Source organism: Patulibacter sp., from assembly GCF_030655195.1.
Taxonomy (GTDB): domain Bacteria; phylum Actinomycetota; class Thermoleophilia; order Solirubrobacterales; family Solirubrobacteraceae; genus Patulibacter.
The window spans coordinates 1-21,783 of sequence record NZ_JAURWA010000049.1; the positions used below are offsets into that span (position 1 = coordinate 1).

Below are 21,783 nucleotides of genomic sequence, written 5' to 3' on the forward strand. Positions count from 1 at the left end.
CGCCGCGCGGCTCGCGGCGGAGCACGGGATCGACGTCCGGGCGCTCGCCGGCTCGGGCCGCGGCGGCCGGGTGACCAAGCGCGACGTGCTCGACGCGGTCGGGTCCCCCGGCGGCGCGCCCCCCGCGCCCGCCGCCCCCGCGACCCTGATGCACACGGAGTCGCCCTACCGGCACGACCCGTCGATCCCCGTCGCCGGATCGGCCGACCGCGGCGCGCACGCCGACCTCGACGCGACGACGCCCCACCCCGAGACACCGGCCACCGGACGCCCTCCTGCGCCCGAGCGCAGCGCACCGCACGCCGAGGCCGCGTCCCCGCCCCCGGGGGTGCCCGGGGACCTCGGCGGCACCGCCGTCCCGGCCACCCGCATGCGGCGCGCGATCGGCGCCGCCGTGCGGCGGTCGCTCGACACCGCCGCGCACTGCACGACGGTCGTGGAGTGCGACATGGGTGCCGTGGAGCGCGAGCGGCGCGAGCTCGGACTGACCGCGCTGCCGCTCGTCGCGCACGCCGTCGTCCGCACGCTGCAGCGCTTCCCGGCGCTCAACGCGACCTTCGACGGCGAGACCACCGTCCGGCACGGCGACCGGGTCCACCTGGGCATCGCGGTCTCGCTGGGCGACGACGGGCTGATCGCCCCGGTGATCCACGACGCGCAGGACCTGAGCGTCGAGGGCCTCGCACGGCGGATCAAGGACCTCGCGACGCGGGCGCGCGCCGGAGGGCTGGCCCCGGACGAGGTCCGGGGCGGCACGTTCACCCTGACCAACCCCGGGGCCGCCGGGGCGCTGATGGCCACCCCGGTCATCAGCCTGCCGCAGGTGGCGATCCTCGACCTCGAGGCGATCGTCCGCCGCCCGGTCGTGCTGACCGCCGCGGACGGGACGGAGAGCCTCGCGATCCGCTCGATGGTCCACCTCTGCATGGGGTGGGACCACCGGGCGCTCGACGGGCTCTACGCGGCGCGGTTCCTCACCGCGCTGCGCACGCGCCTGGAGGGCTGAGGCTCAGCGCGCCGGGACCCAGCCCGCCGGCAGGGCGCCGGCAGGCACGAGGCCCGGGTACTCCGGGAACAGCCGGCGGGCGATCTCCTCGCCCGCGCGGCCCTCGATCAGCGGGTGCAGGTCGCCGACCGTCAGCAGCGTCCGCACGGACGCGCCGATCTGCAGGTCCGCCGCGGTGACGTGGTCGGTGCCGATGGTGCCGTCGGCCGCGAGTGCGTCGATGCGGTCGAGGAGCGCGGGCAGGTCCTGCAGCCCGTCGTAGAGCTTCTTGGCGTCGAGGCCGTGGTACTTCCACGTGCCGCGGATCACCTTGATCGCGAAGTCGGTCCCGGCGGCGTCCAGCGCCGTGCCGCCGCCGAAGGTGCCCAGCGATTCGGGACGGAAGTGCAGCGCGCCCCACGGCAGATAGCGCGCGAGGTCCTGCAGCCGACCGTCACCCCAGCGCTCGGCCTCGTGCACGGCCTCGGCGATCGCCGGCGGGTAGAGCGCGGGCTCGGGCTGCAGCTGCTCGAGGCGCTCGAGGATGGCGACGGAGCCGTGGACGCGCTCCTCGTCGATCAGCAGCCCCGGGACGGTCAGGTGGTCGGGGCCGTAGACCTCGGCCATGACCTCCTGGTGCTTGCCGGGCGTCAGGTCGATCTTCTCGTACGCCAGGCCCTTGAGCTGCAGCGCGGCCTCGACCGTGCGGCACGGCGGCGAGGGCGGCAGGACGTGGAGCGTGATCGCGGGCCCGGGGACGGTCATCGGGCCACCCTACGGCCTGCGACCCGCGCGACGCTCACGGACGGAATCAGCCCGCCGCCGACGACTCCGGGGGAGGCACCCGTGCGCCCATCGACTACCGCTTAAGGCTGCTTCCTTCCGGACCTGACCTGGTTCACGGGCCGACGTCGCACGGGGACTCCCCCATCGATGCCGTCGACGACGGGCTCATCCCGTCGTACACGTCGGGCGATCGTACCCGAGCGCCGGGGCGGCCGACGGCCGCCCCGGGTCGGTCGATCGCCCGGACTCAGTCGGTGGACATCATCGTGAAGACGGAGCGCAGCATCAGGGCGAGGCCCGGGAGGATCGAGACCATCGCCACCAGCAGGATGATCGTCGAGCCGGTGATCGACGCGAGGACGAGCAGCAGGACGGTGGCCAGCGCCGCCACCGTGATCTGGATCATGAAGAAGTTCGCCGACGGGGCGTTGACCGGGTCCACCGCGACGACGTCGTCGTCGTAGCTGGCGCCGCCGATGGGGGACTTGTTCCGATCCTCCGCCTCGTCGCTCGGCTGGGCGGCCTCGACGTCGGAGCGGCGCTCGAGGTCGGCGTCCTCGCTGTCGCTGATCGTGACCTTCTGGTCTGCTTCCATCCCGAAAGGATCCCACGAACCGCGGCCGACGGGAGGAAGGGTGTCGGATCACCCACCCGTCGCCCCCGGATCACCCGTCCGCCGCCGGCTCCGGACGGCCCTGTGGGCCCGTCCGGCCCGCCGCGGACGGACGCGTCGGGCGCCCGATCGGTATCGTGGCGGTCCGTTCGGGCGTATAGCTCAGTTGGTTAGAGCGCTCGCTTCACACGCGAGAGGTCCTCAGTTCGAGTCTGAGTATGCCCATGAGGTCGAAGGCCCCGCCGACGCGGGGCCTTCGTCGTTCCGGGGGGGCGCGCGGCGCCCCGGCGGGGTCAGTGGCCCCAGCCGCGCATCTCGCCGGTGTGGCTGCCGTGCCCGTTCGCGGTCCTCGAGCCGTTCGTGGGCCCGTGGCCGTTCGCGCGGACGGCTGGCGACGCCGGGCGCGTCCGCGGCACGACCTGTCGGCGCGGGCGATCACGGACCGAGACGGCCAGGTCCCGCAGGACGTCGAAGAGCTGGTCGATCTGGTGCTGGGCATCGTCGATCCGGTGCAGGAGCTCGACCAGCTGCTGCTCGTCGGGGGCCCGTCCGGACGACCGGCCGGGGGTGCGCGACTGGGGGCCCTGCGACGACATCCGCTCATGATCGGGTGCCGGGCGGACGACGGCAACGCCGGCCGGTGTGGATTCCCGCAGGCCGATCGGCCCGCGGCCGGGGCCACCGGCCCGCCAGTGGCGACGAAGCGCGCCGTCGCCTGGAACGCTCACTCCACCCGCAGGCCCGAGCGGTGCACGACGCGCTCGAACGCCGGCCCCTCCGGGAACGTCAGCTCGTGGACCAGCCGCCACGGCTCGGCCTCGTCCCGGGCGAAGAAGCGGTCGGGCAGCCCCTTGACCCGGGGCTGACGCGACCGCGGGAACGGCAGCAGGAAGCCGTCGAAGCCCAGGCCGAGCAGCCGATCGACGAGCGAGCCGCCCCACAGCACGTCGAGGACGATCCGGTCAGCACGGACCTCGGTCATCCGCCCGAGGTTGCCCAGCCACGGCTCGAAGTAGTCGCGGTCGGACTCCCGCAGGCCCCAGGTCAGCACCAGGTCGACGTCGGACCGCAGGACCGCCCGGTGGGGATGACCGAGCAGGCCGAGGGACGGGTCCGCCGCCGAGGCGTCGTCGCCGGTCGGCCCCGGCGCGGCGTCCTCGGCGACCGACGGGGGCGCCGGACGCCCGGCGAGCTGCTCGCCCGGCCACACCGGCCCGAGCGGCAGGACGCGCCAGTGCGTCGCGGTGGAGGCGGCGATCCGCTCGTGGAGCTCGCGGAGGGTCACGCGGACTCCGCGGCGTGGGGCGGGAGGGAGCAGGCCACCCGCCCATCGTAGGCGCGGGACGGCGCGGTCGACCGGTGCCCACGGGATCGCGCGGTCGACCGGTGCCACGCCGCGACATCGACCGCCGCTCAGTCCCGTCGCGCCACGATCCGCACGCCGGGGCGCACGGGCCACGGCTGCCGCGGGCCCCGGAAGCTCGAGGTCGACTCGAGGGTCAGCGGCGAGGAGCGCACGAGGGCGACGGCGTCCTGGCCGCAGCGACAGCCGCGTGCGAGGACGCGCCAGCCCGGGGCCACCAGGCGCTGGGCCCGGGCGACGCGGCGGTCCTGCGCCCGGACGTGCTCGAGGCCCAGGTACGTGCCGCCCGGCCGCAGGACGCGGGCGACCTCGCGCAGCACGGCGGCCGGGTCGTCGACGCTGCACAGGACGAACGTGCCGACGACGGTGTCGACGGAGCCGTCCTGCGCCGGCAGGGCCTCCCCCGTCCCGTCGAGGACGCGCAGGTCGGCCGGGGCGGCGGCCGCGACGCCGCCGTCCGCCCACGCGGCCCGCAGCGCCTCGCGCATCGCCGGTGCGGGCTCGACGAGCGTCAGGTCGGTCACCCCGGCGCCGTAGTGGTCGAGGTTCAGCCCCGTGCCCGCGCCGACCTCGAGCACCCGCCCCGACGCGCGCGAGACGAGGTCGCGGCGCGTCTCCCGCATCCCCGCGGCCTCCGAGCGCGTCTGCACCCAGGCGTAGCCCGCGACGAAGATGCGCTCGTGGGCGCGGTCCAGCACGGCGGGCAGGGTGGGACGCACGATGGGGCGACGGTACCCGCCCCGGAACGACGGCGGGCCCCCGGAGGGACCCGCCTGTACCGCTCACCCCGGCCGAGGCCGGGGCGGTGCCACCCGGTCGCGTCGCCGGAGCGACGCGACCGTGCGGGCTACTTCTTCTTGGCCTTCGAGCAGGACGTCGTGATCTTCGTCTTGCGGGTCGGCGCCTTCTTGCCGCTCCAGCTGACGAAGCGCGAGCTGGCCTTCTCCTTGGCGGTGCACAGGTTCGTCGTCGCGGCGATGATCCCGTTCTTGCCGCCGTCGATCTTGAGCTCGAAGCTCGTGATCGGCTGATCGGGGATCGACGGGAACGTCGTCACCAGGCGGTTGCGGCTGACCGAGGTCACGGCGCGCAGGTTGACGCGAGCCTCGCCGTCGAGCGGGATGTAGAGGGTCGGCAGGGTCGCGACCTCCTTGCCTGCAGCCGTCGTGCGCGTGCCCTTCACGAAGTAGATCGGGGCCGTCAGCTGACGGTTGAGGATCGTCGTGGTGGCCTTCGCCGAGCCGATGATCGACTTCTTCGGGCAGGCGTCCTTCGCCGCGTCGGCCTTCTCGCACAGCGCCTGCGCGTTGGAGGCCTGCAGGGCGACCTGCTTCGGCAGCGCGACCTGGGTCGACTTGATCCCGGCCTCGCTCTCGAACTGGGTCACCTTGGCGACGACCTGCGGGTGACGGTCCTTCTTCATCTGCGTCTTGTTGCCGAACTTCAGGCTGATCTTCGGCCGGAAGGGCAGGGCCTTGCAGTTGTTGAAGGACAGGCCGGCGTCGCGGTTGACGGCGGTGCCGGCGTTGCCGGTGACCGTCGTCGTGATCTTCTGCGTGCCGCACGAGGTCGGGTTGCGCAGGAAGTTCGGCCGGTCGACGTCGAGCGTCAGGTTCCGCAGGCGCAGGAGGATGCCCTCCTTGATCTGCGGCAGCGGATCGGAGTCCACGGTGACCTGGGCGGTCTCCGGGTCGATCCGCAGGGCCTGGCGGACCACCACGTTGCCGAGGTCGTACGGACCCGCGACGGCGCGGATGATCGCGACGGTGCCGAAGGCGCCGCCCTTGTAGCTGCCCGTCAGGTACGCCGGGCCGGAGAGGGCGTAGGGCGCGGCACCGGGGCCGGCCTGGACCTTCACCGTGGCGATGCGCGAGGACGCCGGGCACGCCTCAGCGGCGATCTGGGCGTCGGTGCACTGCGTGACGCCCTTGATCTTGGCCGTCATGCCCTGGGGCAGGGTGGCCTTCAGACCCGACAGGAACTGGTCCCCGTCGTTGCGCAGGAACGCGACCGAGAACGGCGCGTACTTGCCGGAGTTGCCGTTGGACAGCGCCGCCTGGAAGACGGGGCCGAACGGGTTGCCGGCGCAGTTCTGCACCGTCAGGGTCGACGACGTCGTGGACGCGGCGGTGCCGGACCACGGCGACAGCGTGCCCGTACCGGTGACGGCGCCACAGGTCTGGGGGCTGGCGATGATCGCCTTGGAGCCGCCGTCGAAGTCGAGGCGGAACTGCGAGAACGGCAGCTGCGGGTTGTCGTCGAAGACCGCCGAGACCTGGCCCGTGTTCGGGTCGGGGGTGACGGTGCCCTTCAGGCGGATGCTGATGCCGTGGCCGTCCGCGTTGACGAACAGGCGGTAGCGGTTGCCGGGGAGCGGCTCACCGACGTAGACCGAGCCGTTCAGCGGGGAGTCGAGCACCGGGGTGGTGATCTTCACCGCGCCGATGCGCGAGGACGCCGGGCAGCTGATCGGGTTGGTGTTGCCCTTGTTGAACTGCGCGTCCTGGCAGGCCTGCAGGCCGTTGGCGGCCGACGGGCTGATCGTCATGCCGGGGGGCAGCTGGACGGCGACGCGCTTGACGTGCGCGGTGGCCAGCGTGCCGGAGTCCGTGGACTGCGGGACGTCGAGCTGGACGGCCAGCGGGGTCGGCGCGTCACGCTGCAGCGACGAGGCGCCGAACGTGGTCGCGGAGCCGAACGGCACGAGGTCGCAGCCCTCGAGGCCGGTCTTCACGCCGTTGGTGTCCTTGGCGACGAGGAAGTCGCGGACGCGACGGTCGCCCTGGTAGGAGTCGAGCGTCAGCGTCGCCGTCTGCGGGCCGGAGCACGAGGTCGGGCTGCTGAGGAACGCGGCGTTGCCGGTCGTCGAGGGCTGGCCGCCGGGGACCGGGGTGGCGAGGAAGGCCGGGAACGCGGCGGACGGCTTGAAGCCGCCACCGAGCGAGAGCGCGCGCAGCGTCGCAGCACCGCGCTCGGGGGTGTGGCTCGCGTCGCCCGGGGTGCCCCAGAACGTGAGGGTCGAGCCCGTCAGGGTCGGCGCGGTCGGATCGGCCGGGGTCGGGCGCGTGACGTTGTTGATCGTGAAGGCCAGGCCGTTGTCGCCCGGGCGCATGTCGCCGATGATGTCGACGACCTCGCCGGAGGCCGTCGGGCCGCCGGTCTGCTTCGGGTTGAAGCCGAAGTGGGCGAGCTCGCCCTCTTCCGGGACCACGTTGTAGAGCGGGACCGTCAGCTCGAGGTCGGCGCGGGAGCCGGCCTGCAGGTTGAACGGGTTGGTGGGCGACGCGGCCGGCGGCGGGCCGGCGGTCGGGAACGAACCGTCGCTGACGATCTTGCTCAGGCGCAGCTGGACGCGGCCGATCTGGGCCGACGGCGGGCACGCGACCGGAGTGGCGTGCAGCTGGGCGACGGTGCACTTGGGCACCGACTCGGGGTTGGGGACGAGGCCCGGGGGCGTGTCGACCCGGATGGTCTTCGTCTGACCCTCGTTGTTGCCGCCGAGGAAGCCCGGCTGGTTCGCCGGACCCGCCGGCCCGGTCGGGGCGACCGCGGTCTTCTTCGTGTTGAAGTCGATGATGCCCTGGTAGGGGTGACCACCGGCCTGGGTCTCGAACGTCGTGCCGTCCTGCTTGACGATGTTCGCCGAGAAGTCGGTGATCTCGTACGCCTGGGCGGCGGCTGCCCCTGAAAGGGGGACCGCGACGCCCAACGCAGCGACGATGGCCGCGTTGCGGAACCGTCTCGTCGTTGGCTTACCGGTGTTCATCCTGGTGTTCAAACGCACGGGCGCTCTCTCTCTCCGGACCTGCCTTGGAAAACTGGAGCAACCTACGCTTCCTGCGGGTGCGCGTCCACCCCACATCGGCCATCCGTCCCCCGGGCGCCGAACCCCTCACGATCGGGATCGCCGTACGCGCCGGGGCGTACCGGCGTACACGTCAGTGAGGGCCGCGGATCCAGGCCACGGGCCGCCCTCGGGTCCCGTCGGCGCGCGTCACCAGGTTCTCACGATTCGGGCGCGACCATCGGCGCAGGGGGCGTCGGGATCACCCCGGCCCGCCGGGGACCGCGGCGCCGGACCGTAGACTCCGGCCCGATCGGTCGTGCGCCGCGCGACCCCGCGACACCCGCCCCCACCGAGTCCCGCATGTCCTCCTCCGCAGCCCCCGACGTCCCGCCGCACGGCGACCCGGACAAGTTCCGGCACGTCCTCTCGCACGTCCCCACCAGCGTCGTCGTCGTCACCGGCGTCAAGGACGACGGCACCAGGGCCGGCATGGTCATCGGGTCGTTCACGTCGATCTCGCTGGACCCGCAGCTCGTCGGCTTCTACCCCACGCACGCGTCGACGAGCTGGCCGCCGATCCGCGACGCCGGGCGCTTCGTGGTGAACGTCCTGGCGCAGGGCCAGGACGGCATCGCCCGGCAGTTCTCGCGGCGCGGCGGGGACAAGTTCGAGGGCGTGGACGTCGTGCCCTCGCCGCACTCCGGGGCGCCGATCCTCAAGGAGGGCATCGTCGCCTGGATCGACTGCGAGCTGGACCGCGAGATCGAGCTCGGCGACCACTTCCTCGTCGTCGGCCGCGTCGTCGACCTCGACGTCGTGCCGACGGACGACCACCCGATGGTCTTCAGCCGCGGCGCGTACCCCGTCCTCGGCGACTGAGCGGGGTCGGCGGGCCCCGCGAGACCCGTCACCCGACCCCGCGGGCCCGCCCGCGCACCCTCGACCCACCTCAGGTCGAGGTCGAGGTTGCACGGATATCCCTCGAGCCGGGCTCGAGGGCCCGGGCCGGGCGGCGGGGTGCGTGTCCTAGGCGCCGGGCGCGGTGCTCTCGGCGCCGGCTGCGGCCTCGACGGACAGCACGACGTCGAAGCCGAGCACGCTGGACCCGTGGGCGACCGGCTTCTCGGCCCCCTTGTCCGCGGAGGCCTGCGCGTGGCCGCGCGTGAAGGCGGAGCTCTTGACCCACGCCTGGAAGTCCTCCTCGCTCGCCCAGCGGGTGTAGACGAAGTACCGCGTCTCCCCCTCCGTCGGACGCAGGAGCTCGAAGCCGAGGAAGCCGGGCATCTTCTCGACCTCGGACGCGCGCGCGGCGAACCGCTTCTCCAGTTCGGGACCGCGCTCGGGGTCGACCTCGATCGCGTTGATCTTCACGACGGCCATGGGATGCCTCTCGATGTTCGGGGTGCCTTGCCCGTCGCATCGTCCCACGGACCACGGGTGCGCCGCGGCCGGGCGGCGAGACCACCGGACCACGGGCCGGCCGCCCGGGCAGCAGGCCGACACACGAGCGCGGCGCGGTCGGACCGGAGCCGTCAGGCCGGAGCCGTCAGGCGTGGTGCCACTGGATCGCGCCGAGGACGATGACGCGCATCTGGTCCTCGGTGCGACGGTGGATCTGCGCCTCGGCGTCCGGCGGCGCGTCGAGCAGGCGCTCGGCGGTGGCGACCATCACCGTGACGATCAGCGACGCGACCATCTCCAGCGCCGGGCGGTCGAGCTCCCCGATGACGGGGTACTTCCGCAGGTCGCCGGCCAGCTCGTTCGAGAACGACTCGATCTCCTGGGCGATGGCCGAGCGGAGGCTGGCGATGCCGCCGGACCGCTCGCGCGAGATGAAGCGGTAGTGCGACGTGTGGGTGCCGACGTGCCGGATGAGCGTGGCGGCAGAGGCGCGGATGTCGTCGCCCGGCGCCTGGACCTCGGCGCGGGCGGCGCGGATCATCCCGCGCAGCGACGTGAACGACTCGTCGACGAGGACGAGGCCCAGCTCCTCCATCGACTCGAAGTGCCGGTAGAAGGCGGTCGGCGTGATGCCGGCCTCGCGGGAGACCTCGCGCAGGCTGATGGCACCGAAGCTCCGGCTCTCGAGCTGGCTCAGCGCGGCCTCCAGCAGCGCGGCGCGGGTGCGCTGCTTGCGCTCCTGGCGCGTGAGCGGCGCGTCGCCCGCGATCGGCTCGAGCTCCCTGCCCGTCCCGCCGGCGGATGGGCCGTCGCCCGCTGCCCGGTGCTCGGGGGGCGAGGCCACCAGCCGGAGCGCACGCTCGCCTCCGGGATTCGCGCCGGACGGGCTCACGTGTGCGGTCCGGTCGTCGTCTGAGGCTCGTGCACCCGGGTCATGACAGCAGTCGATCGGGCCCGCGCGGTCGCGCTGTGCCCGATGTCACCTCTACAGCCTACGGATCGCTTGACCCACCCGATCACCGGGTTAGTCTTGTGCACAGTCGTTCACCGAACGTCTGTGCACCGAAATCGAAGCCGATGTGTGCACGCCCGCGGACCCGCCGCCACGGCGACCGGGCCCCGGAACCCACGACTCGACCCGATGCCCATGACCTCCACCACCTCGCCCCCGCCCACCTCGCCGTCGCGCTCCGGTGGTCTCGCGCAGCGCCTGCTCGGCACGAAGGTCGCCGACGTGCTCGCCGGCCCGCACGACGTCGACCACTACCTCGAGCTGCTGCGTCCCGACTGGGCCGTGCGCCGCATCCGCGGCGAGATCGTCCAGGTCGAGCACCAGAACGACGACAGCCTGACGATCACGCTGCGCCCGACGGGCACCTGGCCGGGCTTCGAGGCCGGGCAGCACGTGGAGATCTCCGTCGACGTCGACGGCGTCCGTCATCGCCGCTCGTACTCGCCGTCGGCCTCCGCGCACCCGCGGACGCGCACGATCGAGCTGACGATCCGCCGGCACCCGGAGGGCGTCGTCTCCCGGTACCTGAAGGAGCACGCCCGCGTCGGCATGTTCGTCGGGCTGTCGACGCCCCGTGGCGAGGACTTCGTCCTGCCCGACCCGCGCCCGCGGCGGATCGTGCTGATCAGCGGCGGCAGTGGCATCACGCCCGTGCTGTCGATGCTGCGGACGCTCACCGACGAGTGCCACGACGGCGAGATCAGCTTCCTGCACTACGCGCGCTCGCCGAAGGACCTGCTCTACGCCGACGAGCTCGAGCGGATCGCCACGGCGCACCCCAACGTCGCCGTGCTGCCCGTCTACACGCGCGAGGACGCCGCCACCGGCGACCCGCGGTCCGTCCTCACCGGTCGGTTCGGCGTCGAGCACCTGCGCCACGTGCTGCCGGTCGACGAGGACGCCGCCGCCTTCGTCTGCGGGCCCGGCGCGCTCGTCGAGGCCGTCCGCACGCTGTGGGCCGAGGAGGAGCTGCGGACTCCGCTGCGCTTCGAGCACTTCGCCCCGCCGGTGCTGCCCGACCTGGACCCCGACCAGCTCGGCGACGTCACGTTCGCCGGGAGCGACATCACCGCCGCGGCCGACGGGTCGACCCTCCTGGAGCAGGCCGAGGCCGCGGGTCTGTCGCCGAAGAACGGCTGCCGGATGGGCATCTGCCTGACCTGCAAGTGCACGCTGAACTCCGGCGTCGTCCGCGACACGCTCAGCGGCGAGATCGGCGGCGTCCCCGGCGAGGAGATCCGCATCTGCGTCTCCGCCCCCGTCGGCGACGTCTCCGTCGACCTCTAGGCCCGCGACCCCGCGCACCGCGCGACCGCACCCCACCTTCCGGCGGTCCTCCGACCGCCACCCCCCTTCCCCACCACACGATCCCGAGGAGCCTCACATGAGCACCCCGACCGCCACGCCCCCCGCCAACGCCTTCGACGACGACGACTTCAAGGCCGTCCCGAAGTCCGACCGCCCGCTGTCGCCCAAGGCGCCGGACCGCGAGTCCCGCCCCGCCGGCCACTCGCGCGCCACCGCGTCGACCGACGTCGCCGTCGCCGAGCCGGGCTCGGACACCTCGAGGACGCCCGGTCCGCTGCACGCCGTGCCGCACATGAGCCAGGACATGCTCGACGCGTTCGGCCGCGAGATGGAGGCCATCCGCAAGAAGCACATGGACGACCGCGGCGAGCGCGACGCGACCTACATCCGCTCGATCATCAAGGCGCAGCGCCGCCTCGAGGTCGGCGGCCGCGCCCTGCTGGAGTTCGCCTGGGTCCCGCCGTTCTGGGTCGCTGGCGTCGCCGCCCTCTCCGCGTCGAAGATCCTCGACAACATGGAGATCGGCCACAACGTCATGCACGGTCAGTACGACTGGATGCAGGACGACGAGCTCAACGGCCGCACCTTCGAGTGGGACACCGCCTGCCCGGCGGACCAGTGGCGCCACAGCCACAACTACATGCACCACACCCACACGAACATCGTGGGCAAGGACCGCGACATCGGCTACGGCATCCTGCGCATGAGCGAGGACCAGCCGTGGGAGCCCTACTTCCTGGGCAACCTGGGCTACGTCTCGGCCCTGGCGCTGCTGTTCGAGTACGGCGTCGCGGTCCACGACCTCGAGACCGAGGAGCTGCGGACGGGCACCTGGAACCTCCGGGAGCGCCTGCCGATGCTCAAGGCCATCTACGACAAGGTCAAGGGCCAGGCCGCCAAGGACTACGTCCTGTTCCCGTTGCTGGCGGGCCCGGGCGCGCCGGCGACGCTGAGCGCCAACGTGACGGCGAACATCATCCGCAACCTGTGGACGTTCTCGATCATCTTCTGCGGTCACTTCCCCGACGGCGTCGAGGAGTTCACCGAGGAGGAGACCGCCGACGAGACGCGCGGCGGCTGGTACGTCCGGCAGCTCCTGGGCTCGGCCAACCTGACCGGCGGCAAGCTCTTCCACATCATGTCGGGCAACCTGAGCTTCCAGATCGAGCACCACCTGTTCCCCGACGTCCCGGCGCACCGCTACGCCGAGATCTCGGTGGACGTCAAGGAGGCCTGCGAGCGCTACGGCCTCGACTACCACGCGGGTCCGCTGCCGTACCAGCTGTTCACGGTCTTCCGCAAGATCGCGAAGCTCTCGGTCCCGTCCGCACCGGAGCTGCAGGACTACCTCGACCGCCCGTCCTCCAGCCGCGTCGGCAAGGTCGCCGGCCGGCTCGTCGGCGGCGCGACCGGTGTGGTCCGCGGCGCGGGCGGCGTGGCGAAGGGCGTCGTCGGCACGGTGCCGGGCGTCCGCCGCGCGACTGCGGCGTAGGCCGCCGCGGGCACCGGTTCCTACCGCCGGTCCCGAGGTGCGCACCCCCACACCTCGGCGGCTCCCAGCGACTACGCTGGGAGCCATGCCCGGACCGTTCGAGACCCGCAAGGACCTGGTGCAGGAGGCGGTCGAGTCCGGCGCCACCACCGTCGGGAAGATCGCCACGATCGTCACCGGCGCGGTCCGCGACGTCGCCCGCGAGGTCGGCTCGTTCGCGACCGACGTCATCGAGATGCGCGAGGCGTCCAACCGGGCCCTCAAGGAGCACGCGGCCGACGCCCAGGACGAGGCCGACCGGGCCGCCGCGCACCGCACGCCCGAGGACGAGGCCGTCTGAGCCCCTCCGGCGGCACCCTGCCGACCCAGCGGCTGCGGATCGGCTGGTCGGACCACGCGCTCGAGCGGTTCTGCGAGCGCGCCGGGGTGCCGGAGCGCCCACGTCCCGAGCTCGAGGCGCAGCTCCGGCGCCTCGTCGCCCGCGACGGCAGCGTCGTCCCCGACCGCCCGGACTGGGCGGACTCGCGCAACGACGCCGACCTCTTCGTGCAGATCGGTGGGTGGATGCTCGTCGTCCTGATGCACGACGGCCGCCGCGGCGCCGAGGACTTCACCGCCGTCACGGTCCTCGGCCGGGAGGGCTGGGCGAGCTGGCCCGCCGCCCACGCCCGCGGCCTGACCCGCGTGCGTCCCCCGCGCTGGGCCCGCCCGTCGCTGCTGCAGCGGCTGGTCGGGCGGCTGCGCGGGCGCTGAGGGCCCAGCCGGGGCGTCTCCGGGCGGTGGGGATGGTCGGTCGGTGGCCGACGATCGGCCGTCGCCGGCCGGACCGACGCCGTCCGCTCCGGCAACGCCGCGGACCGCTCCCGGACGGCCCGCCGCATATCCTCCGCGCATGTTCCCGCGAGAGGTCCACGCCGCCGGCGGCGTCATCGTCCGAGACGGGCTGATCGCGGTCGTCCACCGTCCCCACCGCGAGGACTGGTCGCTGCCCAAGGGCAAGCTCGATCCGGGCGAGACCTTCGAGATCGCCGCCCTCCGCGAGATCCGCGAGGAGACCGGCTACGAGGTCGAGCTCGGCGAGGAGCTGACGGAGGTCCGGTACGAGGACCACAAGGGCCGGCCCAAGCTCGTCCGCTACTGGCTGATGACCATCGTCGGGGGCGACTTCACGGTCAACGACGAGGTGGACGAGCTCCGCTGGGTCTCCCCGAACGACGCCATCGCGCTCCTCACCTACGCCAACGACCACGACGTCGTCCGCGAGGCGGCGGAGCGCACGATCATCGTCTGAGGCGGCGAGATGAGGGGCGGGCGCCGCTGGGCGGACGGGCCGTCACCCGCCCCGGAGGCGCGTGGTCCGACGCCGCCACCGGCGGGCGCCGCAGATCAGCCCGTGGGCCGAGGCCCGACCGGGGCGGGCGCCGGGGATCAGCGCGTGGACACGAGCCGGAGCGCGGGAACCGGCTCCTGGCGCGCCGCGCCGCCGTCCGGGCGCTGCTCGCCGCGGAGGGCCTCCGGGCTGGACCGGAAGAGCCTCGAGACGGACCGCACGCCCGACGTGCGGGCCAGGGCGACGACGATCGCGACGTCCACGACGATCCAGATCGCCAGCGCGATGAGCCAGGGTCCCATGGACGCATCTTGGGGGTCGGGAGCCGGGCGAGTCCAACGGAGCGGACGGATACCCGATGACCCGAGGGGGTCGATGGTCCGCGCGGATGCCCGGCGCCGACCGCCGCCGGATGAACGCTGGGGCGAAGGGCGGTGAGGCGGAAGGGCGGCGAGGCGGCGGGGCGGCCTCGCGTGCCGTCCGCCCGACCGCATGCGGCCCTGGCGGTCAGCGGTCGCGGCCGGCGGCCGCGGTCAGCGGTCGCGCGCCGGCCCGTAGATCGTCGTCTCCCCGGCGGGGTCGCGCGAGCTGCCGACCCCGGTGGCGACGATGCGGACCCGATCGGCGTCCGTCGCACGGACGGCCAGGTCGGTCGCGGCCGCCAGCGCCGGCCGGGTGATGCGCCCGAGGCGGACGCAGAGCGCGACGACGTCGGCCTGCGGCACGAGGTGCCCCGCGTCGACGGCACCGATCAGCGGCGGCGCGTCGAGGATCACGACGTCGTACCCGTCACGGACGTGCCCGAGCATCTCCGCGATCTCGCGCCCCCCGAGCCGGTCCGGCGGCACGTCCGCGGAGCCGGCCGTCACGACCCAGAAGGACGGGGCGGCGGCCGGGCCGCCGGGGAGGCGCGCCTCCTGCAGCGTCGCCCGGGGCTCGGCCCGTCCGCCCAGGTAGTCGGAGAGCCCCGGGCCGGGCCGCAGGCCCAGGCGCCCGGCGATCGACGGGATCCGCAGGTCGCACTCGACCACGAGCGCCCGCTCCCCGGCCTCCGCCGCGGCCGCGGCGAGGCCGACGGCGACGGTGCTCTTGCCCGCCCCCGCCTGCGCGCTCGTCACCAGGACGACCTGCCCACGGTCCGAGGCCGCGTCCCGGAGGCCCCGCCGGACCATCCGGAACGTCTCGACCTCCGACGCGGTGATGCCGAAGCTCCTCCCCCGGCCCCGCCGCGCGTAGGTGCGCAGCGGCGGCACCGCCCCGATCACGGGCACGGTGCCGGACCCCGAGCGCAGCGCGGGGAGGGTCGCGATCCGCCGTCCGCGGCGTCGCCAGCCCCAGCCCCCCGCCAGGAGGAGCAGGGCGACGAGGAGGCCCCCCGCCGCACCGACGCCCGCCGCGACCGGCGTCTCCGTGCCCGAGGACCGCTCGCGCACCGTCCCGACGCGGACGATGGTCAGCGGCAGCACGGAGCGGGCCGCGGTCTCCAGCTCGGCGAGCTGCGCGACGACGGCGTCGGGGAGCCGGCCCCGACCGGCGGAGGTGGCGCTCTCCCGGAGGGTCGTCGCCGCCCGTCGGTACTGCCCGCGCTCCGACGCCGTGCGCACGGTCCGTAGCGCCAGCGCGTAGGTGCGCGCCCCGGTCGCGGCGGCGCTCCGGTCGTCGGAGGTCACCCGGACCTCGACGATCGCCGTGCCGGGCCGGACCGTCGCCCGGACGTCGGTGACGGGTGCGGGCAACGGGGTCGAGGAGGCCACCTCGACGACCGCCGGTGCCGTGATCGCGGCCGCCGCCGCGGCCGCGAAGGTCGCCGCGTCGCCCCGGGTCGCGGCCCCGGACCCGGTGGCGGGCGTCGGGTCCGCGCGCAGGAGCGCCTCGCCGTCCCACACCGTCCGGCGGTCCGTCGCCAGCACCGTTCCGAGGACCGCGCCGAGCACCAGGCAGGCGACGACCAGGGCGACCCTGGGGAGCTGGGCGACCAGGCCGCGCGTCGTCATCGATCCGCACCGGGCCGTCGGGCGTCGAGTCCCTCGGCCACCCACGGGTTCGAGCCGGGAGGCTCGCGGTCCGGAGCCGGAGCCAGAGGCTCCGTGGCCTCGGACGCCCGGGCCCCGGGCGCCGGCGGCGCGTCTGCCGGAGCGGCCACCGGCCACGTCCTCGTGGCGGCGTCGGCGGCGCGGGTCGCGGCGTCGGCGGCCCGCGTGACCATGTCGGCGGAGTCCGCGGCCAGAGGTGCGGGGTGCTCCGACGGACGCGCAGCGGGCCGGGCGGCGGGCGGGCCGGGACGCTCCACCGCGACCGCCGGCGGCGTGGTCGGCGGAGCGGGAAGCCAGGCCGCGGAGGCGGACTCGTCCGGGGGCGCGGAGGCGGACCCGTCCCGGGACACGGAGGCGGACCCGTCCGGGGGCGCGGAGGCCCCGGTGGCCGGGGAAGTCCGGTCGACGGTGGGCGCGGCCACGTCCTCGGGCGGTCGATCTGCCGGCACCGCCGGACCCGGGACCTCCGACGGTGCCGGCGGAGGTCCCCCGGGCCCGGGCGTCGCGGACCGCCTCGACGGTGGGAGCCACCGGCTCGCCGCGTCGGCGGGGACCGGGCCCGGAGCCCGATCCGGTGGCGCCGACGCGCCGCCCACGACCTGTGGCGCCGGTGACCGCGGCAGCCACCGGCTGCCGGGCGCATCCGTGCCGTCCGAGCCCGCCGAGAGGTCGCGGTCTGCTCCGCCGTCGGCCGACATGGCCGGATTACAGCACGCCACCCGGCTCACAGGCCGGTCCCGGCGACGAACCGCGGGTCGAGCGCCCGGAGGCGCCGGAGCGTCTCCTGCGCGGGAGCGTCGCGGAACCGCAGCCGCTGCACCTGGTACAGCCGGCGGCCCGCGAGCGCGTCCTCCGGATGGGCGGCGAACTCGCGTGCGGCGAGGTCCTCGGCGGCGGCGAACCGCCCCGAACGCACCATCGCGGCCACCACGGTCGCGGTCGCCCGGCTCCGTGTCGCGGGCCCGACGGAAGCGACGGCCCGGCGCTCGGCCGCGACCGGATCCGTCGGCAGGACGCGATCCGCCGACGCCAACCGCCGCTCGTCCCGGAGCGCGAGGAGCAGTCCGACGGCCGCGACGAGCAGCCCGACGGCGAGGACGACACGGATCGGCAGGCGCACCGGAGGTCGGCGAGACGCGAGCATGGCGGCACCGTACAGCCCCCGGCGCCGCCCTCTGCGGATTACGTACGCAGCTCGGCGTCGATCCACCCCCGGAGCGGCCCGGTGCCTGTCACGATGCCGCCGTGCCCGCCCCTCAAGCCGGATCCCGTCGAGCGCGGGCGACGCCCGCAGCTCGCGCGGCCGCGGTCGTCGGCTGCGGGACGGCGCTCGGCCTCGTCGTCCTCTCGGCCCGCTCCGGCGGCGGGTACTTCCCCGTCGAGTATCTGAGCATCGGCGTGGCGGCGCTCGTCGCCGGGGCGGTCCTGCTCCTGGTCACGGAGGCGACGCGCGGCACCGCCTCGGCCCGCTGCGCCGTCGCCGTCGGCGGGCTGCTGGCGTACGCCGGATGGATCGGCCTGTCCGGGGGGTGGTCGCCCGCACCCGACGTCGCCGCCGCCGGGTTCCAGCGCAACCTCGCCTACGCCGCCGTGCTCATCCTCGGCGTCCTCACAGCCGGCCGCGGACGTGGTGCCACCGGACTCGTGCTGACGGTGTGGGTCGCGCTGGCCGGGATCTCCGTCGCCGGCGCCGCCTCGAGGCTGCTCCCGGCGCTCGAGCTCGCCCCGCTCCGCGACTCCGTGCTGGCGGACGGGCGCCTGAGCTGGCCGCTGACCTACTGGAACGCCCAGGGCCTCGCGGCGGCCATGGCCGTCCCGCTCGCGCTCGGCATCGCGGCCGATCGCCGGGCGCACGTCGCGCTCCGCGCCACGGCCGCCGGGACGGTCCCGCTGGTCGCGACCGCGCTCGCGCTCTCCCTCTCCCGCGGGAGCGTCCTGGCGCTCGCGGTCGGACTCGCCGTCTTCGTCCTGTGCTCCGCCCGACCGCTCCGCAGCGTCGCGGTCGTCGCCGCGACGACCCTGCCGACCGCGGTCGCCGTCGCGCTCTGCATCGCGGAGCCCGCGGCCGTCGAGCCCCTCGGCCGGGCCCTCGACCTCCGGACCGTCGGGCCCCGGCTCTTCGGGGCCGCGGTCGCGCTGGGGGTCGTCGCGGCCGCCCTGGCGGTCGTGGGCCTCCGCGCCGCACGGACGGTGGAGGACACGCGCCGGCGCCGGCGGCTCGCCGGCGCCGGCCCCGGCTCGGCCGCCGTCGCCGGGGTGATCGTCGTGGCCGTCGCGGTCCTGGCCCTCGCCGCGGCGCGCTACGACGACCGCATCGCGGAGGGCACCGTCGGCGTCCGCTCGTTCGTCGACGCCCGCAGCTCCGAGTTCACGGCCGCCCGCCCGAACACCGCCCTCGGGGTCGAGCGGCTGGGCACGGTGCGCGGCAGCCGTGCGGACGCCTACCGCGTCGCGATCGACGAGTTCCAGAGCGCACCGATCCTCGGGGCGGGGACCGGCACCTACCCGCAGCTGTGGCTGCGCGAGCGGCGGGGGCCGGAGACGATCCGCAACGCGCACTCGCTGCCGCTCGAGACCGCCGGGGAGACCGGCCTCGTCGGCCTCGCGCTCCTCCTCGCGTTCTTCGGAACGGTCGTGCGAGGCGTCGTCGTGGTCCGTCGTCGACCCGGTGCGGTCCCGCGCGCGAGAGCGGCCGGGGCGGCCGGCGCGCTGGCCGCGTTCGCCGCGTCGTGCTGCATCGACTGGACCTGGCAGATGGGGACCCTGACGGCCGCGGCGATGCTGCTGGCGGCGACGTTCCTCCGATCGGAACGGCGTACGGCGGAGACACCGGTCCCCCGATCGGTCGAACATTCGGCCTGATCGGTTGACCTACGGTGTACAGTTCCGGCACGTCACGCCGTCCAGTCGCCCCTGAACCGAGAACGAAGCCGCACATGACCCCGAGCACCTCCCGGTTCCGCACGCCCGGGCGCCGGGTGGCGACCGCACTGGTCGCCACCGCAGCCCTCGTCGCGTCAGGTCCCGCCGTCTCGGCCGCGCAGGCCCAGTCGACGGCGGACCAGTACGGGACCGCCGGCGCGACCGGCACCGCCTCCAACGCCATCACCCGCGTCGACTTCACGACGTTCGGGACGCTCGATGAGCGGGTCCGACAGGACGTGCGGACGGCGCTCGACCGCGCCGCCCTGCCGTTCCGGGCGCTCCGCACGACGGACGGCCGGATCCTCCGGTTCCTCGACGGCCCGATCGCGCCCACGCTCTCGAAGGCCGGCCCCGACGCGGTCGGCCGCGGCGTGGGCGAGGCCCTGACGGGAAGCGCGCCCGCCGCGCCCGGGATCTTCCGGGCGCTGTTCCCGACGGACGGCCCCTACCGACCGGTCGTCGCCAGCGTCGTGACCCGGACCGAGGACGTCTCAAAGCGGCAGGACCGCTTCAGCCACGGGGTCGCCCAGGGCTTCGCGACGTCGGTCCCCACCGTGTACGTCGAGCGGTCCGACGACAAGACGTCGCACGTGGCCGACTTCCGCGACGTGCCCGGTGTCGACGTGGTCGACGACATCGACACCGACGCGGGCAAGCGCCGGCTGGTGGCACTGCTCACGGGCTCGAGCGCCCGCACCACGGCCGCACCGGCGGCCGACGACGGACGCATCGACGCCGAGACGTCGGCCGCCGTGGGCGGGACGGATGACGGGACCGGCATCGTCGGCCCGGCCGCGCTCCTCGCCGTCATCGGCGGCGTGCTCTTCGCCGTCGCGGGTCCCGGGCTCCGGCGCCGCCGGCGCCGCACCTCGTAGCGCCCATCGCGCCTCCCCCGCACCCGCGGGGTCGAGGCGCGCGGCCGCGCTCGACCGCGGCCCACCCGTCGAGCGCCCGCCCCGGTAGGCAGAGGCCACGCCGGCGGGTGCCCTGAGCAGAGGCAACCGGGGCGACCCCTCCGCCACCGCGCCGGCTCCCTCCGCCCCCCCCATCCCGACCTCCGCGCGATGCCGACATGGGCCTCCCCCGGACGGCTGGATTCGACGCACTGGACGGGTGTCCACGCCTCCCCCGACCGGTGGATCCGTCCGTGGACGAAGAAGCCCCACCGATCGTCGCGTGAACCCTCGACTTGCCGGGTCCGAGCGCCTAGAGTGCGGTGTATCCAGCAGGCCCCAAGTGTCCCCCGACACCACATTTTGCGCGCTGCAAGCGGTCACTCACTCCCTCCTGACATCCCTCCCGTCGTCCTGCCGCCGCAGCTGCGCGCGGTGGACGTCGCGACTCCACCGATCGTCGCGGGCGAGCGTGCCCGTCGACGGCGCTACCTGCGCGGCCGCACCCGGCAGGCGTGCCTGGTCCTCGGCGACCTGGCGTCCATCGCCTCGGCGCTGATGGTCCTGTTCGCCGGGCCCTGGGCCCCCGATCCGCCCACCGCGCCGGCGGGGGCGCTGGCGGCCGTGCTGATCGGCTGGGTCGCCGTCCTGCACCTCTACGGGCTGTACCCCCGGTTCCCGCGCCTGGTGACGACGTCCATGCTCGACGAGCTGCCCCGCGTCTTCCACGCGACCCTCGTGGCCTCGGTGCTCACGTTCATCTGGCTGAGCACCTGGGGGTCCCACACGACGTTGCCCGGCGCCATCGCCCTCCCTGCCGCAGTCATCATCGCCCTCCCGCTCGGCAGGGTCCTGGTCCGGCACGCCCTGACCGACATCGTCGGACCCGAACGCGTGCTGCTGGTCGGCTCCGGCTCGACGAGCCCGGCGGTGGAACGGGCCCTCGCGCAACGCCGTGACGTCCGCCTCGTCGGACAGGTGGCGCTCCCCGCCCAGTGGCTCCGGGAGCACAGCGGGGACGACACCCTGCCGGAGCTGGAGCGTCTGGTCGTCGACGAGCTCGTCGACCGCGTCCTGCTCGCGACCAGGGACCTCGGGGACGCCGCCGTCGGGGACTTCATGCACTGGAGCCGGGGCGCGAACGTCAGCCTGACCGTCCTCCCGGAGCACTTCGAGGTCATCGGGGTCGCAGCGTCGTTCGACAGCGTCCAGGGCGCGACGGTCGTGTCGCTGCAGCCCCCGGTGCTCTCGCGGACCGCGCAGACCCTGAAGCGCGCGATGGACATCGTCGGCGCGGGGGCCGGCCTGGTCGTCCTGGCGCCCGTGATGTTCGCGGTCGCGCTCGCCGTCCGGCTGGACTCGCCGGGGCCGATCCTCTTCCGTCAGGAGCGGATCGGTCACGGCGGGCGCCGCTTCGGGCTGCTCAAGTTCCGGACGATGACGCCGGATGCCGACGCCCTGGTCGAGGAGCTGATGGCACGGAGCACGGACCCCCACTGGCTGCAGCTCGAGAACGATCCGCGCGTCACGAAGATCGGCCGCACCCTGCGGGCCACCAGCCTGGACGAGCTGCCCCAGCTCTGGAACGTCCTGCGGGGCCACATGAGCCTCGTCGGCCCGCGGCCCCTCTCGCTCCGCGACGACGCCAGGGTCGGCGGGTGGGCCCGGGGCCGTCTGGACCTGACCCCGGGGCTCACCGGCCTGTGGCAGGTGCAGGGTCGCAAGTGCGTGCCCTTCGAGGAGATGGTGAAGCTCGACTACGTCTACGTCACCAACTGGTCGCTCTGGGGCGACATCAAGCTGCTCCTGCAGACGATGCCGGCCGTCCTGCAGGGCCGCGGGGCGCGCTGACCCC

21 protein-coding genes, 1 tRNA gene and 1 other RNA gene are annotated in these 21,783 nt (G+C 74.5%); 11 read left to right on the top strand and 12 right to left on the bottom strand.

What is annotated here, in order from left to right; all coding sequences use genetic code 11:
- Nucleotides 1-1,006 (top strand): dihydrolipoamide acetyltransferase family protein (locus Q7T67_RS05460; protein ID WP_304786791.1); only part of this gene is annotated, 1,006 nt, incomplete at its 5' end.
- Nucleotides 1,007-1,009: 3 nt separating this feature from the next.
- Here Q7T67_RS05460 and Q7T67_RS05465 read toward each other — a convergent pair.
- The 3 genes from Q7T67_RS05465 to Q7T67_RS05475 all read right to left on the bottom strand — a co-directional run bounded on the left by Q7T67_RS05465 (nucleotide 1,010) and on the right by Q7T67_RS05475 (nucleotide 2,366).
- Entirely contained in the window at nucleotides 1,010-1,750 is a 741-nt protein-coding gene (locus tag Q7T67_RS05465) for a glutathione S-transferase (RefSeq protein WP_304786793.1), read from the bottom strand.
- Nucleotides 1,751-1,815: 65 nt separating this feature from the next.
- An RNA gene (gene ffs / locus Q7T67_RS05470) (signal recognition particle sRNA small type) lies at nucleotides 1,816-1,914 on the bottom strand.
- Nucleotides 1,915-2,018: 104 nt separating this feature from the next.
- Nucleotides 2,019-2,366, bottom strand: coding sequence for a hypothetical protein (locus Q7T67_RS05475; RefSeq protein WP_304786795.1), 348 nt, complete (start codon nucleotides 2,364-2,366; stop codon nucleotides 2,019-2,021).
- A gap of 169 nt (nucleotides 2,367-2,535) precedes the next feature.
- Between Q7T67_RS05475 and Q7T67_RS05480 the strand changes: the two genes are divergently transcribed.
- Nucleotides 2,536-2,609 (top strand) — tRNA-Val (locus Q7T67_RS05480).
- 68 nt (nucleotides 2,610-2,677) lie between these two features.
- Here the strand turns inward: Q7T67_RS05480 and Q7T67_RS05485 are convergent.
- The 4 genes from Q7T67_RS05485 to Q7T67_RS05500 all read right to left on the bottom strand — a co-directional run bounded on the left by Q7T67_RS05485 (nucleotide 2,678) and on the right by Q7T67_RS05500 (nucleotide 7,513).
- Entirely contained in the window at nucleotides 2,678-2,980 is a 303-nt protein-coding gene (locus Q7T67_RS05485; protein WP_304786797.1) for a hypothetical protein, read from the bottom strand.
- Between the two features lie 128 nt (nucleotides 2,981-3,108).
- A complete protein-coding gene (locus tag Q7T67_RS05490) occupies nucleotides 3,109-3,669 on the bottom strand; it encodes a hypothetical protein (RefSeq protein WP_304786799.1) in 561 nt (186 codons plus the stop codon).
- Nucleotides 3,670-3,797: 128 nt separating this feature from the next.
- Nucleotides 3,798-4,466, bottom strand: coding sequence for a class I SAM-dependent methyltransferase (locus Q7T67_RS05495; RefSeq protein WP_304786801.1), 669 nt, complete (start codon nucleotides 4,464-4,466; stop codon nucleotides 3,798-3,800).
- A gap of 128 nt (nucleotides 4,467-4,594) precedes the next feature.
- Entirely contained in the window at nucleotides 4,595-7,513 is a 2,919-nt protein-coding gene (locus Q7T67_RS05500) for a hypothetical protein (protein ID WP_304786803.1), read from the bottom strand.
- Between the two features lie 381 nt (nucleotides 7,514-7,894).
- On the opposite strand from Q7T67_RS05500, the gene Q7T67_RS05505 reads away from it, so the two are divergent.
- Nucleotides 7,895-8,413 (top strand): flavin reductase family protein, encoded by a 519-nt coding sequence (locus Q7T67_RS05505; protein WP_304786805.1) that lies wholly within the window; start codon nucleotides 7,895-7,897, stop codon nucleotides 8,411-8,413.
- A gap of 147 nt (nucleotides 8,414-8,560) precedes the next feature.
- On the opposite strand, the gene Q7T67_RS05510 is transcribed toward Q7T67_RS05505, so the two are convergent.
- Together Q7T67_RS05510 and fabR are read right to left on the bottom strand one after the other, a co-directional pair.
- Entirely contained in the window at nucleotides 8,561-8,914 is a 354-nt protein-coding gene (locus Q7T67_RS05510) for an antibiotic biosynthesis monooxygenase (RefSeq protein ID WP_304786807.1), read from the bottom strand.
- A 166-nt stretch (nucleotides 8,915-9,080) separates the two neighbouring features.
- Nucleotides 9,081-9,779: an HTH-type transcriptional repressor FabR gene (gene fabR / locus Q7T67_RS05515; RefSeq protein WP_304786809.1), complete on the bottom strand. Its 699-nt coding sequence runs from the start codon at nucleotides 9,777-9,779 to the stop codon at nucleotides 9,081-9,083.
- A 303-nt stretch (nucleotides 9,780-10,082) separates the two neighbouring features.
- On the opposite strand from fabR, the gene Q7T67_RS05520 reads away from it, so the two are divergent.
- The 5 genes from Q7T67_RS05520 to Q7T67_RS05540 all read left to right on the top strand — a co-directional run bounded on the left by Q7T67_RS05520 (nucleotide 10,083) and on the right by Q7T67_RS05540 (nucleotide 14,038).
- Nucleotides 10,083-11,234 carry a ferredoxin reductase gene (locus Q7T67_RS05520; RefSeq protein WP_304786811.1) on the top strand — a complete coding sequence of 384 codons (1,152 nt, stop codon included), beginning with the start codon at nucleotides 10,083-10,085 and terminating at the stop codon, nucleotides 11,232-11,234.
- Between the two features lie 313 nt (nucleotides 11,235-11,547).
- Nucleotides 11,548-12,747 carry a fatty acid desaturase gene (locus tag Q7T67_RS05525; protein WP_370695365.1) on the top strand — a complete coding sequence of 400 codons (1,200 nt, stop codon included), beginning with the start codon at nucleotides 11,548-11,550 and terminating at the stop codon, nucleotides 12,745-12,747.
- Nucleotides 12,748-12,832: 85 nt separating this feature from the next.
- Entirely contained in the window at nucleotides 12,833-13,087 is a 255-nt protein-coding gene (locus Q7T67_RS05530; RefSeq protein WP_304786815.1) for a hypothetical protein, read from the top strand.
- 86 nt (nucleotides 13,088-13,173) lie between these two features.
- Nucleotides 13,174-13,500 (top strand): hypothetical protein, encoded by a 327-nt coding sequence (locus Q7T67_RS05535; RefSeq protein ID WP_304786816.1) that lies wholly within the window; start codon nucleotides 13,174-13,176, stop codon nucleotides 13,498-13,500.
- A gap of 139 nt (nucleotides 13,501-13,639) precedes the next feature.
- Nucleotides 13,640-14,038: an NUDIX hydrolase gene (locus tag Q7T67_RS05540; protein WP_304786817.1), complete on the top strand. Its 399-nt coding sequence runs from the start codon at nucleotides 13,640-13,642 to the stop codon at nucleotides 14,036-14,038.
- 137 nt (nucleotides 14,039-14,175) lie between these two features.
- Here the strand turns inward: Q7T67_RS05540 and Q7T67_RS05545 are convergent, their stop codons facing one another.
- The 3 genes from Q7T67_RS05545 to Q7T67_RS05555 form a co-directional block, all read right to left on the bottom strand.
- Nucleotides 14,176-14,379 carry a hypothetical protein gene (locus Q7T67_RS05545; protein WP_304786819.1) on the bottom strand — a complete coding sequence of 68 codons (204 nt, stop codon included), beginning with the start codon at nucleotides 14,377-14,379 and terminating at the stop codon, nucleotides 14,176-14,178.
- Nucleotides 14,380-14,610: 231 nt separating this feature from the next.
- A complete protein-coding gene (locus Q7T67_RS05550) occupies nucleotides 14,611-16,071 on the bottom strand; it encodes a hypothetical protein (RefSeq protein WP_304786821.1) in 1,461 nt (486 codons plus the stop codon).
- Between the two features lie 763 nt (nucleotides 16,072-16,834).
- On the bottom strand, nucleotides 16,835-17,254 hold the full coding sequence (locus tag Q7T67_RS05555; RefSeq protein WP_304786823.1) for a hypothetical protein: 420 nt from the start codon (nucleotides 17,252-17,254) through the stop codon (nucleotides 16,835-16,837).
- 101 nt (nucleotides 17,255-17,355) lie between these two features.
- Between Q7T67_RS05555 and Q7T67_RS05560 the strand changes: the two genes are divergently transcribed.
- The 3 genes from Q7T67_RS05560 to Q7T67_RS05570 all read left to right on the top strand — a co-directional run bounded on the left by Q7T67_RS05560 (nucleotide 17,356) and on the right by Q7T67_RS05570 (nucleotide 21,779).
- Nucleotides 17,356-18,972, top strand: coding sequence for an O-antigen ligase family protein (locus Q7T67_RS05560; RefSeq protein WP_304786825.1), 1,617 nt, complete (start codon nucleotides 17,356-17,358; stop codon nucleotides 18,970-18,972).
- Between the two features lie 74 nt (nucleotides 18,973-19,046).
- A complete protein-coding gene (locus Q7T67_RS05565) occupies nucleotides 19,047-19,910 on the top strand; it encodes a hypothetical protein (protein ID WP_304786827.1) in 864 nt (287 codons plus the stop codon).
- Nucleotides 19,911-20,363: 453 nt separating this feature from the next.
- A complete protein-coding gene (locus tag Q7T67_RS05570) occupies nucleotides 20,364-21,779 on the top strand; it encodes a sugar transferase (protein WP_304786829.1) in 1,416 nt (471 codons plus the stop codon).
- The last annotated feature ends 4 nt before the right edge of the window (nucleotides 21,780-21,783 follow it).

Bases quoted from the DNA above. Each gene is read 5' to 3' on its own strand.
- Q7T67_RS05500 (WP_304786803.1), bottom strand. From the start codon at position 7,513: ATGAACACCGGTAAGCCAACGACGAGACGGTTCCGCAACGCGGCCATC.
- Q7T67_RS05540 (WP_304786817.1), top strand. From the start codon at position 13,640: ATGTTCCCGCGAGAGGTCCACGCCGCCGGCGGCGTCATCGTCCGAGAC.
- Q7T67_RS05555 (WP_304786823.1), bottom strand. From the start codon at position 17,254: ATGCTCGCGTCTCGCCGACCTCCGGTGCGCCTGCCGATCCGTGTCGTC.
- Q7T67_RS05565 (WP_304786827.1), top strand. From the start codon at position 19,047: ATGACCCCGAGCACCTCCCGGTTCCGCACGCCCGGGCGCCGGGTGGCG.
- Q7T67_RS05550 (WP_304786821.1), bottom strand. From the start codon at position 16,071: ATGACGACGCGCGGCCTGGTCGCCCAGCTCCCCAGGGTCGCCCTGGTC.
- Q7T67_RS05510 (WP_304786807.1), bottom strand. From the start codon at position 8,914: ATGGCCGTCGTGAAGATCAACGCGATCGAGGTCGACCCCGAGCGCGGT.
- Q7T67_RS05475 (WP_304786795.1), bottom strand. From the start codon at position 2,366: ATGGAAGCAGACCAGAAGGTCACGATCAGCGACAGCGAGGACGCCGAC.
- Q7T67_RS05530 (WP_304786815.1), top strand. From the start codon at position 12,833: ATGCCCGGACCGTTCGAGACCCGCAAGGACCTGGTGCAGGAGGCGGTC.
- Q7T67_RS05485 (WP_304786797.1), bottom strand. From the start codon at position 2,980: ATGTCGTCGCAGGGCCCCCAGTCGCGCACCCCCGGCCGGTCGTCCGGA.
- Q7T67_RS05520 (WP_304786811.1), top strand. From the start codon at position 10,083: ATGACCTCCACCACCTCGCCCCCGCCCACCTCGCCGTCGCGCTCCGGT.
- Q7T67_RS05525 (WP_370695365.1), top strand. From the start codon at position 11,548: ATGAGCCAGGACATGCTCGACGCGTTCGGCCGCGAGATGGAGGCCATC.
- Q7T67_RS05545 (WP_304786819.1), bottom strand. From the start codon at position 14,379: ATGGGACCCTGGCTCATCGCGCTGGCGATCTGGATCGTCGTGGACGTC.
- Q7T67_RS05465 (WP_304786793.1), bottom strand. From the start codon at position 1,750: ATGACCGTCCCCGGGCCCGCGATCACGCTCCACGTCCTGCCGCCCTCG.
- Q7T67_RS05505 (WP_304786805.1), top strand. From the start codon at position 7,895: ATGTCCTCCTCCGCAGCCCCCGACGTCCCGCCGCACGGCGACCCGGAC.